13 protein-coding genes are annotated in these 14,206 nt (G+C 72.4%); 5 read left to right on the top strand and 8 right to left on the bottom strand.

The window, feature by feature from the left end; genetic code table 11:
* Positions 1–8: 8 nt before the first annotated feature.
* Positions 9–455, top strand: a complete 447-nt coding sequence (locus DWV08_RS07700) for a DUF6912 family protein (protein WP_162801525.1) — start codon at positions 9–11, stop codon at positions 453–455.
* 39 nt (positions 456–494) lie between these two features.
* On the opposite strand, the gene DWV08_RS07695 is transcribed toward DWV08_RS07700, so the two are convergent.
* Positions 495–1,001: a DUF2505 domain-containing protein gene (locus tag DWV08_RS07695; RefSeq protein ID WP_115413258.1), complete on the bottom strand. Its 507-nt coding sequence runs from the start codon at positions 999–1,001 to the stop codon at positions 495–497.
* Between the two features lie 108 nt (positions 1,002–1,109).
* Between DWV08_RS07695 and DWV08_RS07690 the strand changes: the two genes are divergently transcribed.
* Positions 1,110–2,603, top strand: coding sequence for a sensor histidine kinase (locus DWV08_RS07690; RefSeq protein WP_115413257.1), 1,494 nt, complete (start codon positions 1,110–1,112; stop codon positions 2,601–2,603).
* Between the two features lie 46 nt (positions 2,604–2,649).
* On the opposite strand, the gene DWV08_RS07685 is transcribed toward DWV08_RS07690, so the two are convergent.
* Positions 2,650–2,898, bottom strand: coding sequence for a WhiB family transcriptional regulator (locus DWV08_RS07685; RefSeq protein ID WP_015776066.1), 249 nt, complete (start codon positions 2,896–2,898; stop codon positions 2,650–2,652).
* A 488-nt stretch (positions 2,899–3,386) separates the two neighbouring features.
* Between DWV08_RS07685 and DWV08_RS07680 the strand changes: the two genes are divergently transcribed.
* A complete protein-coding gene (locus DWV08_RS07680; RefSeq protein ID WP_115413256.1) occupies positions 3,387–3,812 on the top strand; it encodes a hypothetical protein in 426 nt (141 codons plus the stop codon).
* A 122-nt stretch (positions 3,813–3,934) separates the two neighbouring features.
* Here DWV08_RS07680 and DWV08_RS07675 read toward each other — a convergent pair whose 3' ends face one another.
* From DWV08_RS07675 to DWV08_RS07650, 6 genes are all read right to left on the bottom strand, one after another.
* Entirely contained in the window at positions 3,935–6,442 is a 2,508-nt protein-coding gene (locus DWV08_RS07675; protein WP_115413255.1) for an ABC transporter permease, read from the bottom strand.
* On the bottom strand, positions 6,442–7,176 hold the full coding sequence (locus DWV08_RS07670) for an ABC transporter ATP-binding protein (RefSeq protein ID WP_115413254.1): 735 nt from the start codon (positions 7,174–7,176) through the stop codon (positions 6,442–6,444). Before DWV08_RS07670 ends, DWV08_RS07675 begins: the two co-directional genes overlap by 1 nt.
* A gap of 157 nt (positions 7,177–7,333) precedes the next feature.
* The gene (locus tag DWV08_RS07665) at positions 7,334–8,023 is read right to left on the bottom strand and encodes a response regulator (RefSeq protein ID WP_115413253.1); all 690 of its coding nucleotides are present in this window, start codon (positions 8,021–8,023) and stop codon (positions 7,334–7,336) included.
* A complete protein-coding gene (locus tag DWV08_RS07660; protein ID WP_115413252.1) occupies positions 8,020–9,402 on the bottom strand; it encodes a sensor histidine kinase in 1,383 nt (460 codons plus the stop codon). Before DWV08_RS07660 ends, DWV08_RS07665 begins: the two co-directional genes overlap by 4 nt.
* A 79-nt stretch (positions 9,403–9,481) precedes the next feature.
* Positions 9,482–10,228, bottom strand: coding sequence for an SOS response-associated peptidase (locus tag DWV08_RS07655; RefSeq protein WP_115413251.1), 747 nt, complete (start codon positions 10,226–10,228; stop codon positions 9,482–9,484).
* Position 10,229: 1 nt separating this feature from the next.
* Positions 10,230–11,408, bottom strand: coding sequence for a YihY/virulence factor BrkB family protein (locus DWV08_RS07650; protein ID WP_115413250.1), 1,179 nt, complete (start codon positions 11,406–11,408; stop codon positions 10,230–10,232).
* Between the two features lie 200 nt (positions 11,409–11,608).
* Here DWV08_RS07650 and DWV08_RS07645 point away from each other — a divergent pair, with 200 nt between their 5' ends.
* Both DWV08_RS07645 and DWV08_RS07640 read left to right on the top strand, forming a co-directional pair.
* On the top strand, positions 11,609–12,070 hold the full coding sequence (locus tag DWV08_RS07645) for a hypothetical protein (protein WP_241237430.1): 462 nt from the start codon (positions 11,609–11,611) through the stop codon (positions 12,068–12,070).
* Between the two features lie 21 nt (positions 12,071–12,091).
* Entirely contained in the window at positions 12,092–13,912 is a 1,821-nt protein-coding gene (locus DWV08_RS07640) for a recombinase family protein (protein WP_115413249.1), read from the top strand.
* Positions 13,913–14,206: the final 294 nt, after the last annotated feature.

Raw genomic sequence — 14,206 nt, 5'->3', positions numbered from 1 at the left:
ATGGAGCCATGAGGATCTACCTGCCGCTGATCGTTGAGGACCGTCCGGTGCTGGAGTCGCGGGGCGTCGTCGTCGGTCTCGCCGCCGGCCGCCGGGCGTGGGCCGCGAGCGCGGAGGCACGGAGGGACCGCCCCGGGCAGGACGAGGAGGATCTCGAGTACGAGGCGCTCCAGGACGCCGTGCACGTCGCCTTCTCCGGCGCCGGCCCGTCGCAGCGCGTCCTGGTGCTCGCGGCGGACGTCCCCGAGCAGGCGCTCCGCCCCGCGACCGAGGACGGCGGCGCCTTCGGCGTCGCCATCGACCAGGACTGCACCGGACGGCTCGCCAGCAGCCACGTCTCCGAGCTGGGCGCCGCCGCCGCGGAGGCGGACGACACCGACCCCGCGCTGCTGTGGTTCGACCCCTCCGAGGGCCCGGAGGCGCTCGCCTTCCTCGAGGCCGCGCCGCAGGGCTGACCACCGGGGCGGGCGCGCGCACCCCGGTCGCCGCGTCGCTCAGGACGTGCGGGACTCCGCGTAGCTCCTCGCGGAGCGCTCCTCGGCCCGCAGCACCGTGGATACGTACGGCAGGGCCGCCTTCTCCAGACGCGGCCCCAGCAGGGGCACCTTCGCGACCAGATCGCCGTCGATCTCCATGCGGCATTCCGTGTCCCCACCGGGGACGAGGCGGAGGGAGCCGCTGAGACCGGCGGGGGTGCCCACCACCTCCAGGCGCATCGTGCCGCGTCGGCCGCCGTCGGCCTCCGGGGCGGACCACTCCTGGGTCTCGCGGATCGTCACCGACGAGCCCACGAAGGGACGCACCATGTCCGGCACCCGATCCGTGGGCATCGACAGCTCGGTGCGGACGGTGTGGGCGCCGCCAGCGTCCCCGTCGACGGTGGAGGAGGCCTCCGTCGCTCCCAGGGTGGTGCGCCGGATGTCGGTGTAGGCCGGATCCGCGTACATCGCGGAGGCCGCGGCGGCGGCAAGCGGGAGGCTGAGGGTCTCACGGAGCTTCATGCGGGTCCTTCCTCGGGACGATTCCGGCTCAGCCTAGAGCAGGGACGCCCCGGGCCGCGGCCGTGACCCGATGCCGGGGCGACGGCCCCGGACCCCTATCCTGGGGCCATGCCGAGTCTGTCCAAGTTCCTCGCCGACACCCGTGGTCTCTCCGAGAAGGAGGGGGACTGGCTGCAGCACCTGGTCGGTGACTGGAACCTCCTCTCCGACCTGCTCCGGGCCGATCTCGTCCTCTGGATCGAGGGGGAGTCCGGTGCCCTCGCGGTGGCGCACTGCCGCCCCGCCACCGGCTCCACCGTCTACTACGAGGACCCGGTGGGGAGCCCCAGCGACGACGGCCCGGAGGGGACCGAGATCGCGCGACTGCTCGCCGGCGGGGAGCCGCGCCGCGAGCCCACCGTCATCGAGCGCGAGGGACGCACGGCCAGCGGCTTCCTGGTCCCGGTGCGCAAGAACGGCCGCACCATCGCGGTGGTGGCGGCGGAGAAGCCCGACAGCGACGGCCAGCCCTCCCACAACGAGACCCAGCAGGGCCGCCTCGGCCACCGCCTGCTCACGATGCTGGAGAGCGGCGCCTTCCCGATCGACGGGGCGCCGATCCCGCCGCGGCGCGGCGCCCCGCGGGTGGGCGACGGGGTGGTGGAGCTCGACGCCGCCGGTGTGGTGCGCTGGACCTCCCCGAATGCGATCTCGGCCTTCCACCGCTTCGGCATCGAGGGGACCATGGAGGGCATCACCCTCGCGGAGCTCTCCACCGAGGTGCTGCAGTCTCGCAGCCCGGTGGACGAGTCCCTCCCGCTGGTGCTCATGGGGCGGGCCGCCTGGCGGTCGGACATGCAGGCTCGCGGCGGGACCCTGTCCCTGCGCGCGGTGCCCCTCACCGAGCACGGCACCCGCACCGGCGCCGTGATCCTGGTGCGCGACGTGACCGAGCTGCGCCGCCGCGAGCGGGAGCTGATCACCAAGGACGCGACCATCCGCGAGGTCCACCACCGGGTGAAGAACAACCTGCAGACGGTGGCCGCGCTGCTGCGCATGCAGTCCCGCCGGATGAAGACGGACGAGGCGCGGGAGGCGCTCGCCGAGGCGATGCGCCGCGTCTCGACCATCGCGCTCGTGCACGAGTCGCTGCTGCAGGGATCGCAGGAGGCGGTGCACTTCGACGAGGTGATCGATCGGTGCCTGCGCCTGGCCGTCGATGCGGCGAGCGCGACCGTGCACCGGGCGGGGACGCCGCGGCTCACGGACGCGCAGGTGGAGGTGCGGACCGAGAAGATCGGCCGGGTCGGCTCGATCCGGGCGGAGGAGGCGACGCCGCTGGCCCTGGTGGTGACGGAGTTGGCCACCAACGCGGTGGAGCACGGCCTGTCCGAGACCGGCGGGACGCTCACGATCCGCAGCGAGCGCACCGGCTCGCACCTGGTGATCTCCATCGAGGACGACGGCGACGGGATGGGGACGGCGAAGCCCACGGGCCTCGGCACGAACATCGCCCTCACCCTGGTGCAGGGGCAGCTCGGGGGGACGCTGACCTGGGAGGAGCGTCCCGAGGGCGGGACGCGCGCCATGATCGACGTCTACCTGGACCCGCTCACCGTCTGAGCGGGTTCGCGGCGCCGCGCCCCGGGGCCGGCGCCGCGAGGCGTTCTCAGCCGGCGCGGCGGGCGCGCGCGTTGCGGCGCTTGAGGGAGCGGCGCTCGTCCTCGGAGAGGCCGCCCCACACGCCCGAGTCCTGACCGGACTCGAGGGCGAACTTGAGGCACGCCGTCATGACGTCACACTTCTGGCACACCGCCTTCGCCTCCTGGATCTGCGTGATCGCCGGTCCGGTGTTCCCGATGGGGAAGAACAGCTCGGGATCATGGTTGAGGCACTCGGCACGGTGGCGCCAGTCCATCGTCACTCTCTCTTTCCAGGACGCCACGCCCCGCCCCGTGGGGCGTGACGCGGCGAGGGTCGCTCCCTGCGGGGCGTTCTCGGGTCTCCGGCTCGGGGCGGTGGATCCGGGGCGGGATGCTCCCGCAGGATCCGTCGCCGTGACGAGCCGACACCATTCTCTGAGGAGGTCGCGGCCTCGACAAGGGTCTGAATGCGCAAGCCTGGTGGCACTTCCCACATGGCGGACGAGCACGACGACGGTGCCGTGATGCCTCCCACGAAGGCGTTGCACCCGGTGGCCGCACGTGCTTCCCGTGCGCGAGCCCGGAACACGCCCTGAACACGCCCTGAACACGCCCTGAACACGACTGGGACACGCCCGGGAGACGTCCCCGGCGCGGCCGCGGCGCACCCGGCGCCCCGGCGAACCCGGCGCACGCGGCGTGCCCCCGCGCGCTCCGCGGCGGCGGCGCAGGAGGGCCGGGCCGCGCCGGATACAGTGCCTCCATGCCCACCGAGCCCCGCCCACCCGCGCGCGCGAGCGCCGCGGTCCAGGACCCGAGCCCCCGCCACCGCCCGCTGGCCGCCGCCCTGCTCGCCCTCGAGGCGCTGATGCTCGCGGGGACGGCGACCTACTGCTTCCTGGGGGTCTCCGCGGGAGCGCTCGACACCCGCTTCGGCGTGGGGCTGGGCGTGTTCCTGCTGCTGTTCGCCCTGGCGGTGGCGCTCGCCGCCCGGTCCGTGCTGGTGAAGGGCCGGTTCGGTCTGGGATTCGGCATCACGTGGCAGCTGTTCCAGGCGCTCGTCGCAGTGAGCCTGCTGCGCGGCGCGCTGTACTGGCAGGGCGCGCTCGCCCTGGTGCTCGCACTGGCGCTGTTCGTGCTGCTCACACGCCTGGTGCGCTCCACCCCGCTGCCCGGCCAGGCGGACTGAGCCTCCCGCCCCGGCGGCGGGACCCGCCCCGCATGCCGCCGGGGCGGGACCCGCCCTCCTCGCCCTGCTCGCCGTGCCGCACTGGAGCCGCTCCCAAGGACCCGGGATCCGCGGGGTGGAGGTCACTCCGCGCCGGCCAGGGCGGCGGCCGGCGCCGTCCGCGCGGCCGTGCCACCGGGCAGGACCGAGGCCAGGGCGCCGGCCACCACGGCGAGCACGAGCACCAGGGCGAGCTGGGACCACGGGATCGTGATCGAGACGGGGAAGGTAGAGCCCAGCAGGGCGTTGATCCCCAGCACCCCGTACAGGCTCCCCAGCGCCAGGCCCAGCACGGCCCCCACCAGAGCCAGCAGCACCCCCTCCCAGGCGAGCATCGCCCGCATCTGCCCTCGGGTGGTGCCCAGGGCGCGCAGCAGCGCGTTCTCGCCGGTGCGCTCGATCACGCCCAGGCTGAGCGTGTTGGACACGCCCACCAGCGCCACCACCACGGCGACGGCCAGGAGACCCACCGTGATGCCGAGCAGGACGTCGAGGATCTGGGCGTAGGACTCCCGCTCGGCACCGCCGGCGACCAGCGACGGCGCCGAGAAGCCCTCACCGGAGGCCACCTCCTGCACCCCCTCGATGAGCTCGAGCATGTCCGTGCCCGCGCGGTCCGGGGTGCCGGGGTCCGCGACATCCGCGAGCACCACGGGGAGGGTCTCGTCCCCCCGCAGCTGCTCGAGCGTGGCCGGGGTGACCAGCGACATCTGCAGGTTCGCGTCGAACCGCACCTGGAGCGCATGCTCAGCGCCGTCGGCGCCCTCCACCTCGAGCACCTGGCCGTCGTGGACCCCGAAGCGCTCGGCGCGCTCCTGGCCCAGCAGCACGATCCCGTCGGCGAGGTGCTCGGCCATCGCGGGGCGGTGGGAGACCTCGCGCAGAGTGTCCGGGGTCGCCGCGTACAGGGTCATCGGTTCCTCGGCGCCCACTTCGATGTCGCCGCGGGCCGAGGCGCGGGCGGTGTCCATGCCGTCGACGGCGGCGATCCGTTCGGCGGCGTCGGCGGGCATCGCCTCGGCGCTGAGCACCAGGTCGATGGGGCGGCGGGAATCCAGCTCCGCGGTGAGGGTCGCCTCGGCGGTGCGGGCTCCCACGGCCATCATCGTCATCAGGGTGGTGCCGATCAGCAGCGCGGCGATGGTGGCGGCGCTGCGCCGCGGGGTGCGGGCCACGTTCGCCCCCGCGATCCGCGCGGGCAGAGCGCCGATCCGCGCCACGACGCGGGCGACCAGCGCGGACAGGGGGCGTGTGACTCTCACCAGCAGGAGCAGCACGCCGGTGAAGCTCACCACGCCGCCGGCCATCGCGGCGAGGATGCCCGGACCGGCCGAGCCGTGCAGCGCGAGGGCGGTCCCCGCCGCGAGCGCCGCGATCCCGAGGACGAGCGCCGCCGTTCCCAGCACGCTGCGCACGCCGAGGCCGCGACCGGGGGTGGGAGGCGCCGGTCGCAGCGCCTGCAGCGGCGCCACACGGGTCGCCGTGCGCAGCGGCGGCAGGCTCGCCAGGAGCGTGATCGCCACCCCGGCGACCACCGGGAGCAGCAGCGACCAGACCCCGAGCGGCACGAGCATCACGCCCTCGAGCCAGCCGAGCCCGGCCGCGGCGGCCAGCGCCGCCTGGACCAGCAGATGCCCCCCGAGCATGCCCAGCACGGCGCCGAGCATCCCCACCGCGAACGACTCCCGCAGCACCACGCCGCGCACCTGCGCGCGGGTCGCCCCCAGGGTGCGCAGCAGGGCCAGTGCGCGGGTGCGCTGGGCGAGGGTCACCGCGAACGTGTTCGCGATCACCACGGCGCTGGTGAACAGGGCGATCACCACGAACACGGCGAGCACCATGCCCAGCGCGGCGAAGCCCTGCAGGGCGGTGGTGACGGCCTCCTGCTCGGCCTCCTCGGCGGTGCGCACGGACAGACCGTCGACACCGTCGGCCTGCGCCGCGACGGCGTCGGCGTCCGTCCCGTCGGGCAGGGAGGCCAGCCAGGTGTCGGTGAGGGTGCCGGCCGTCGGGCCCAGCAGCGCCTGCGCGTTCGCGGTGCCGAGCAGCACGCGGGGAGTGCCGCCGACGACGGCACCCTCAGGGGCGGGGGCGATGCCCACCACGGTGAGCGTGTGCTCCTGCCCGTCGGGTGCGGCCTCCGGGGGCAGGGTCACGCTGTCTCCGAGCCCCACGTCGAGGGCGTCCGCCGCGCGGCGGTCCAGCACGATCTCGGAGTCGTCGGCGGCGGGCACGCCCTCGACCAGCGCAGGATCCGACCCCGGCGCCTGCAGGGACGCGTGCACGAAGGCGTCGGCGCCGTCGGCGCCGAGCGGGAGGTAGGTGCTCACCATCGGCCACACCGCCTCGGCGCCCTCCACCTCCGGTGCGGGCAGGGGCTGCTGGGCCTCCCAGGCGGCGTCGTCCAGCGCACGGATGATCTCGAGGTCCGCGCCCTCGTACTCTGCGGCGGTCTGGGAGCGCAGGGAGGTCTGGACCAGGGTCCCCGCCAGCACCGTCACGGCGACGAAGGCGCAGGACAGGGCGATGGTGAGGACGGCGGCGACGTGGCGTCGCAGCGGGGTGAGGGGCACGGAGCGGCGGCGCGGCATCAGCGCTCGCCCCGCAGGTCCTCGTCGCCGGCGATCCGACCGTCGGCCAGGGAGACGATGCGGTCGGCGCGCTCGGCGGCGTCCCGCTCATGGGTGACCATGACGACGGTCTGCCCGAACTCGTCCACCGACAGCCGCAGGAAGTCCAGCACCTCGCCGGTGGTGCGGGAGTCGAGGTTGCCGGTGGGCTCGTCGGCGAACACCACGGCCGGGGAGGTGACGAGGGCGCGGGCGATCGCGACGCGCTGGATCTGCCCGCCGGAGAGCTCCGCGGGGCGGTGCGAGAGCCTGTCGGTGATCCCGAAGGCCTCGGCGAGGGTCTCGAACCAGGCGCGGTCCACGCGGGCGCCCGCGAGGTCGAGGGGCAGGAGGATGTTCTGCTCCGCGCTCAGCATCGGCAGCAGGTTGAAGCTCTGGAAGACGAAGCCGATCCGCTCGCGCCGCAGCCGGGTGAGCGCATCGTCGCGCAGGGTCGTGATCTCGGTGCCGTCGACCAGGATCGAGCCGGCGTCCACCGCGTCCAGGCCGGCCAGCACGTGCAGGAGGGTGGACTTCCCGGAGCCGGAGGGGCCCATGATCGCGGTGAACGCCCCGCGCTCGATGTCGAGGTCCACGCCGTCCAGCGCGGTGACGGCGCCGGCGCCGCGGCCGTAGCGGCGGGTGACCTCCCGGGCGACGATGGCGGGCCCGGCCGTGGGGACGGACGGGGGAGCGGCCTGGGGTGCGGCGGTCATGGAGGATCCTTCGCGGTGAGGGGAACGGGTCGCCCTCGATGCTCCCGCAGTCGCCGGCCGGGATCGTCAGCCCGTGGTCGTGCCTGCCGCGCCCCCGGGACCAGCAGGCCGGGGCCTGCGTCATACCGTGGGGGGATGCCGCCGTGCGGCGGTGCCGTCAGTCCGCGCCGGGGGTGACGAGGCCGGTCTCGAAGGCGACGATCACGGCCTGCACCCGGTCGCGCGCCCCGAGCTTGGCGAGCACGCGGCCCACATGGGTCTTCACCGTCGCCTCCGCGACGAACAGCTCCGCACCGATCTCCTGATTGGAGAATCCCTTCCCCATCAGCACCAGCACCTCCCGCTCGCGCTCGGTGAGCGGGGCGAGCACGGCGTCGTCGCGCTCCGCGGCCTCGGGAGCCAGCACCACCCGCTCCAGCAGTCGGCGGGTGGCGGACGGTGCGATCACCGCGTCCCCGCGCTGGACGGTGCGGATCGCGCCCAGCAGCTCCTCCGGCTGGGCGTCCTTGAGCAGGAACCCGCTCGCACCGGCACGGATCGCCGCGACCACGTACTCGTCGAGATCGAAGGTGGTCAGCACGATGACCTTCGGCGCGCGGTCCGCTGCGGCCTGCGCGAGGATCTGCGCGGTCGCCTCGATCCCGTCCATGCGCGGCATGCGCACGTCCATCAGCACCACGTCCACCCGTCGTGCACGCAGCTCCTCGACCGCGGCGGCGCCGTCGGCGGCCTGGGCGACCACCTCCATGTCCTCCTGCGAGTCGATCACCATCGCGAAGCCGGCGCGCACCAGCGGCTGGTCGTCGACCAGCGCGATCCGCAGCGGGCGGTCGGGGGTGTCGGTCATCGGGGTCCTCCTGGAGGCGTGGGCGGGGTCGGGGCGGGATCGTGGGGAGCGGCCGTCGGGGCGGGCCGCGCGGGGATCGACGGGCCGGCCGACGGGGCAGGCCGTGCGACCTCCGACGGGCCGGGCGCGGCGGCGGGTGCGCGCCCGGGCGCGCCGGGCAGCGGCACCTCGGCGCGCACACGATATCCCCGGGACGGGAGCGGTCCGGCCTCCAGCACGCCGCCCAGCACGCTCATCCGCTCGCGCATGCCGGTGAGGCCGTGGCCCTGCCCGTCGGAGTCCGCCTCGGCGCCGCGGCCGTCGTCGAGCACCTCGATCGTGAGGCGCTGCGGGAAGCGCCGGATGCTCACCGTCGCGGAGACGTCCCCTCCGGCGTGCTTGAGGATGTTGGTGAGGGACTCCTGGACCAGGCGGAACAGGGACAGCCCGAGCGCCGGGGGGAGGTCTGCGAGATCGCCGTCGATCTCGAGCTCCACCGGGACGCCGGCCCCGCGCACGCGCTCCACCAGCTCGCCGAGCCGCTCCGGGCCGGGCTGCGGGCCGAAGCTGGTCTCGTCCTCCTGGCGCAGCACCCCCAGCAGCGAGCGCATGTCCGCCAGCGCCGCGCGGCCCGTCTCGCCGATGGTGCCCAGCACCTCGACGGCCTGCTCGGGCCTGTGCGCGGCGACGAAGCGGCCGCCGTCGGCCTGCGCGATGATCACCGAGAGCGAGTGCGCGACCACGTCGTGCATCTCGCGGGCGATGCGGGCGCGCTCGTCGGCGACGGCCAACGCCGTGCGCTGCTCCCGCTCCCGCACGGCCTGCTCGGCCCGATCACGGGTGAGGGCGAGCTGGCGCACCCGGGCCCGCTGCAGGTTCGCCAGCGCCCAGACGGCGACGATCGTGATGGTGCCGATCACCCCCAGGCCGAGGAAGCTGGACAGCGCCGCCAAGAGGCCGCCGTAGTCGTCCAGCAGCGCGGTGAGCCCCCAGTAGGTGGCCTGCGTGAGCACGCCGAGCATCCCGGCGACGATCCCCAGCACGTGCACCGCGCGGCTGCCGTAGGCGATGGCGCAGAACATGGCGTAGAAGGTCATCACGTCGCCCAGCACCACGGGGACCTGCACGATCACGTGCAGCACGGCGAGGGCGGCGATCACCAGCACCCCGGCGAGCGGGCGCACCCGGCACAGGGCGCCGGCGGCGATCATCGGCACCGAGAACACCAGCCACGTGCCGCCGCTGCCGGTGACCAGGGAGAACAGCAGGATCGCGGCGGCCGTCGCGCCGAAGGCGATCAGGTCCACCAGGCCCGGGTTCTCCAGCACCCAGCGGAACGGGTCGCCGCGGCGCACGCGCCCACGGGGCGCGTGCTCGGTGGGCGAGGGGCCGTCGGTCATGACCGGGAGCGTACGGGCCGTGCGGCGGCGACGGCATCAGACCGCGGTCGGACCGCGCCCGTCGTGCCTGTCGCGCGCCTCACAGCAGGGTGCGGGGCGGCTCGAGCAGCTCGGGACCATCGTTGCCCACCGTCCCCACGGCGGGGTCGACCTCGCGCACGGCGAGCGTCGCATCGTCCAGGAGGTGCGCATCGTCGAGGATCCACTCCTGGGCGGCGTGGCGGTCGTCCATGGCGGTGTCGAGCCAGGCGTCCACCGCCTCGCGGCGCAGCATCACCGGGGTGCGGTCGTGGATCTCGGCGAGCTCGCCGGTGGCCTCGCGGGTGATGATCGTGGCGGAGAGCAGGAAGGCGCCGTCCTCGCTCGCGGCCGGGCCCTCGTGGCCGCCGGGGCCCTTCCACCAGGCCACCAGCGCCGCCATGTACAGCGGGGAGCCGTCGGCCGGGGCGATGAAATACGGCTGCCTGCGCCGGCCGGCGTCGTTGCGCACCCATTCGTAGTAGCCGTCCATCGGGACCAGTGCGCGGTACCGGCCCAGGCTCCCGCGGAAGCTGGGCTTCTCGCCCAGGGTCTCGCGGCGGGCGTTGAAGGTGCGGGAGGAGAATGCCTGGTCCTTCGCGAACGGCGGCAGCAGCCCCCAGCGGGCCGCGCGCAGGGCGCGCAGCACCTCCCCGGTGTCCCGGTCGATCGACTCGGTGATCACGTGGATCGGGGCGGTGGGCGGGATGTTCCAGCGCGCGCGCAGGCGGGGATCCTCGAGGTCGACGGCGTCGAGGTCGTCGATCAGCGGCTCGATCTCCTGGAAGAACGCGAAGCGCCCGCACATCTCAGGCGTCCCGGTCCCGGTCCCGGCCGCGGCCCTCGGGGCCGTCCGCGCCGCCGGCGGGCACCACGGGCACTCCGTGGCGCGGGGTGAGGCGGGCGTCCTCGCCGAGGTACGCCTCGGCGTCGTGGTGGAGGTTCTGCAGGCGGATGTCACGGCCCCGGTCCACGAGCTTCTGGTGCTTGGCCTCCGCCTTCTCCGCGCCGCGCGCGCCCCGCATCGGCAGGGCGAGGGAATCCTCGGCCGGTTTGCCGGCGGCGAGCTCGCGGGCGCGCTCGTACTCGGCGTCCACCTCCGCGCCCATGATGATCACGATGTTGATCACCCACAGCGCGAACAGCACGGCCATGATGCCGCCGATCGCGCCGTAGCTGGAGTAGCCGGCCACCGTGGTCATGTAGATCGACAGCGCCACCGCGGCCACGGCCACGCCGAGGATCGCGAACACGCCGCCGGGGGAGATGAAGCGGAAGGGCTTGCGGAGGTTCGGCGCGCCCCAGAACAGCAGCGAGATCAGGGCGAAGGCGATCACGAGGATCACCGGCCACTTCACCCAGGCCCAGATCGGCAGGAAGGACTCCAGCAGGAACGACAGCGCGCCCTGGGCCCCGATCGACGAGGCGATCGGCCCCAGCAGACCCTCCACGATCGACTCGCTGAGCAGGATCGAGACCATGATCAGCAGGATGCCCAGGATCATCGCGACGGTGAGCGCGAGCATCGTCGCGTTCATGCGGATCGGCCCGCGGCCCTCCGGCAGCTCGTAGATGTGGTTGGCCGCGCGGCTGTACGCCTTGATGTACGCGGAGGCGGACCACAGCGCCGTGCCGATGCCGATGATCAGCGCGATCGTGCCGCCGGTGGTGGAGCCCAGCAGAGAATCGAGCGTGGAGCGCACGGCGTCCTCCGCGCCCAGCCCGCTGCCGCCCGCGGCGGAGTTGATCGCGTCCACGAGCAGATCCGCGATCTGATCCTTGATCCCCTTCAGCACCAAGGTGGCCAGGGAGAACAGCGCCAGCAGGGTGGGTGCGATCGAGAGCACCATGAAGTAGGTGAGCTTCGCGGCCTGATCGGTGCCGCCGTCGCGCACGAACTCGGCGAGCACGCGCTTGGCCATGTAGAGCACGAGGGTGCCGGTGAGCCGCGGGGCATCGGTGCCCCGGCGGGAGGAGGAAGCGGCCATGACGGGCTCCTGGTCTCGGGTGGACTCGAGGTCTTCTCTCATCCTGCCATGAGGATTCGCCGGGAGAGTTGTCCACAATTCCTGGGTGATCCGGCGCGGCGAGCACGATCCGCCCTACAGTGTCGGGGGTGGCGCGAGGTGCGTCACACGGAGGAACCGGCATCAGAACCGGTCGGTAGGGGCCGGCCAGGGGGAGTGGGATGGACGCCGCCACCATCATCGAGAGCGAATCGCGGGAGCTGATCCGACGCCGCGGGCTGGACGCGCGCGCCGATCAGCTCGAGCCGCTGATCCGCGAGGTGATGACCGACTACGACCGGCGCTCCTCCTCCGGCGAGGTGCCGGTGCTGCGCGACGACGACGAGACCTTGGTCGCGGAGGTGGCCGCCCGCATCGGCGGCTTCGGCCCGCTGCAGGAGCTGCTCGACGACCCCACGGTCGAGGAGATCTGGCTGAATTCGCCCTCCCAGGTGTTCCTGGCACGCAACGGGCGCAGCGAGCTCACCACCATCGTGCTCAGCGATGCGGAGGTGCGCGGGATCGTGGAGCGGATGCTGGTCTCCAGCGGCCGGCGCCTCGACATGAGCACCCCGTTCGTGGACGCCCTGCTGCCGGACGGCTCGCGCCTGCACGTGGTGATCCCCAGCGTGACCACCGTCTGATCCGTTAGGCATACTCAGTCCATGAGTATCAAGCGCGTAGCCGTCTACCTCCGACAGTCGCAGTGGTCAGAGGGCTCCATCTCCATGGAGCAGCAGGAGGAGTCTGTCCGCGCATACATCGACCGTCAGCGCGGCTGGAGCCCCGTAGAGACGGTCTACAGGGACGATGACACCTCCGGGCGCTCCACCTCCAACAGGCCCGGGCTGAGGGCGCTCAGGGACGCCTACAGGGCTGGAGAGTTTGACCTAGCCGTCGCGCACTCCGTCTCCAGGTTCTCCAGGGACATGTCTGACGGGGCTCAGATCATCGGGGAGATGCCTCTAGCGACAGTCCAGGAGGGCGTGCAGGAGGACGGAGACGACTTTGTCCCTCTGCTCCACATGCTGCTGGCACACAAGCAATCTCGGGACATTGGCAAGCGCTGGGGAGAGATCAAGGACTACAGGGTTTCCCGGGGAGTCCCACCCTCCGGAGGCAAGAGGTTCGGGTACGTCTACACTCCGGCGCTGGTCACTGCTGAGGACGGCTCCAAGGTCCGAACAGCTCCGGAGGACACCTACCGGATCGATGAAGATCTAGCGCCCGTCATCCGGGAGATGTACCGGCTGTTCCTCCAGGGCCAGGGATTCAACTCCCTCACGGAGCTGCTCAACTCCCGGGGGATCACCACTACCCGGGGCGGGCTGTGGAACGTCTCCAAGGTCTACGCCTACATGGACTCCGGCACGGCAGCGGGCTACTTCAAGCACGGCGGGAAGCTGCACAGGGGCGTGTGGGAGCCGATCATCTCGGAGGACACCTGGAGGGCGTACAACAGGGCGCGCAAGCTCCGGAAGAACACTCCCGCCCGGACGAGGGGCAGCACGTGGGAACTCCAGGGCGTGGCGAAGTGCGCGAAGTGCGGAGGTCCTCTGTCCATCTCCGTCAACAACGGCGCGAAGTACGCCCGCTGCTCGCGCTACAAGAACTCCGGCCCCTCCGTCTGTACGGGAGTGAGCTACCGCGTCTCCGGACTCACGGAGCAGCTCTGGGAGTACGTGGGCGTTGACTCTGTAATGGAACTGCTCCCCGATGACTCCGAGCAGCGGGCAGAGCTGGAGGCGAGGCTCTCCAGGATCGAGGAAGAGTTGGCGAAGGTCTCCGAGATTCAGACGAACCTCGCCACGGGCTGGGCAGAGGGAGTGCTGGACTACGACGGGTACCAGGGCGCTAAAGCTGCTCAGGACGAACGGAGGGCCTCCCTGGAGGCTGAGCGCGAAGAGGTGGACCTGGAGCTAGCGAAGATTGCTCCGGTGACGTTCTACAGGGCTGCTGATGCTCCGGAGGGAATGACGGACCTGGAGGCCGCGAACTGGGCAGCACGGGAGCACCTAGCCGCTGCTAAGCACTCAGTAGAGGCACTCCGGGACTCGACACCGCAGGAGCGGGCGCAGATCTTCTCCCGGCTGTTCGAAGGGCTCTACGTCTCCGATGAAACGGTCCGGTTCGTTCGGCGCGGGGACGGGCACTCCTGGGAGGTTCCTAGGCTCTCCGCACGGCACAAGGGCGCACAGCAGCGAAACAAGACAGCCTCCGGAGTCCATCGGGAGGTTCGGGCGTGGGCAGCTCAGCAGGGGATCACTGTCGGCTCCGGAGGCGCACTGTCCCTCAGTCTCATTGAGAGGTGGGAGGAAGCGACGGGGCGTGACCGGAGCGTGTCTCCTCCGAGTGAGCGGAGCGTGGGCGAGTGGGCACGGAGCGCTGAGGGACAGGCAGCTCTCCGTGAGGCTGGACTGGAGTACGCGGGCAACGGTCGTCCGAGTGAAAGCGTCCGGAAGCTGTTCGAACGTCTCGCAAGTTGAGACACCTGGGGACGGTCGTGCAGGTAAGGGCTGAAGGCGCGAAACGCTGGAGAGGTAAACGTCTACGCAGGTGGGGGAGTGTCTCCCGCCCCGAGCGCAGTGCCTAGGCTCGTCGTTGGTGGATGTGCGCAGACCTAAGTGATTCCACATCATGAGACAACTCGGGCACCTGGGTACTTTCTAGACACAGGTGGAAAAACTCTAGCGCGGGGGACACACAATGACGGGCCTGGGAGCGCTTGCCGGGAGTTGGAGTCCATGCGCCACCCCTGTGCAGTCGCGGGCTAGCCTAGG

The organism is Brachybacterium saurashtrense, from assembly GCF_003355475.1.
Lineage (GTDB): Bacteria > Actinomycetota > Actinomycetes > Actinomycetales > Dermabacteraceae > Brachybacterium > Brachybacterium saurashtrense.
Note: the sequence above shows the minus strand (reverse complement) of the source record. Positions and strands in the feature narration are given on the sequence as shown.

Coding starts and splice junctions, on each gene's coding strand:
- DWV08_RS07700 (WP_162801525.1), top strand. CDS start 9: ATGAGGATCTACCTGCCGCTGATCGTTGAGGACCGTCCGGTGCTGGAG.
- DWV08_RS07695 (WP_115413258.1), bottom strand. CDS start 1,001: ATGAAGCTCCGTGAGACCCTCAGCCTCCCGCTTGCCGCCGCCGCGGCC.
- DWV08_RS07690 (WP_115413257.1), top strand. CDS start 1,110: ATGCCGAGTCTGTCCAAGTTCCTCGCCGACACCCGTGGTCTCTCCGAG.
- DWV08_RS07685 (WP_015776066.1), bottom strand. CDS start 2,898: ATGGACTGGCGCCACCGTGCCGAGTGCCTCAACCATGATCCCGAGCTG.
- DWV08_RS07680 (WP_115413256.1), top strand. CDS start 3,387: ATGCCCACCGAGCCCCGCCCACCCGCGCGCGCGAGCGCCGCGGTCCAG.
- DWV08_RS07675 (WP_115413255.1), bottom strand. CDS start 6,442: ATGCCGCGCCGCCGCTCCGTGCCCCTCACCCCGCTGCGACGCCACGTC.
- DWV08_RS07670 (WP_115413254.1), bottom strand. CDS start 7,176: ATGACCGCCGCACCCCAGGCCGCTCCCCCGTCCGTCCCCACGGCCGGG.
- DWV08_RS07665 (WP_115413253.1), bottom strand. CDS start 8,023: ATGACCGACACCCCCGACCGCCCGCTGCGGATCGCGCTGGTCGACGAC.
- DWV08_RS07660 (WP_115413252.1), bottom strand. CDS start 9,402: ATGACCGACGGCCCCTCGCCCACCGAGCACGCGCCCCGTGGGCGCGTG.
- DWV08_RS07655 (WP_115413251.1), bottom strand. CDS start 10,228: ATGTGCGGGCGCTTCGCGTTCTTCCAGGAGATCGAGCCGCTGATCGAC.
- DWV08_RS07650 (WP_115413250.1), bottom strand. CDS start 11,408: ATGGCCGCTTCCTCCTCCCGCCGGGGCACCGATGCCCCGCGGCTCACC.
- DWV08_RS07645 (WP_241237430.1), top strand. CDS start 11,609: ATGGACGCCGCCACCATCATCGAGAGCGAATCGCGGGAGCTGATCCGA.
- DWV08_RS07640 (WP_115413249.1), top strand. CDS start 12,092: ATGAGTATCAAGCGCGTAGCCGTCTACCTCCGACAGTCGCAGTGGTCA.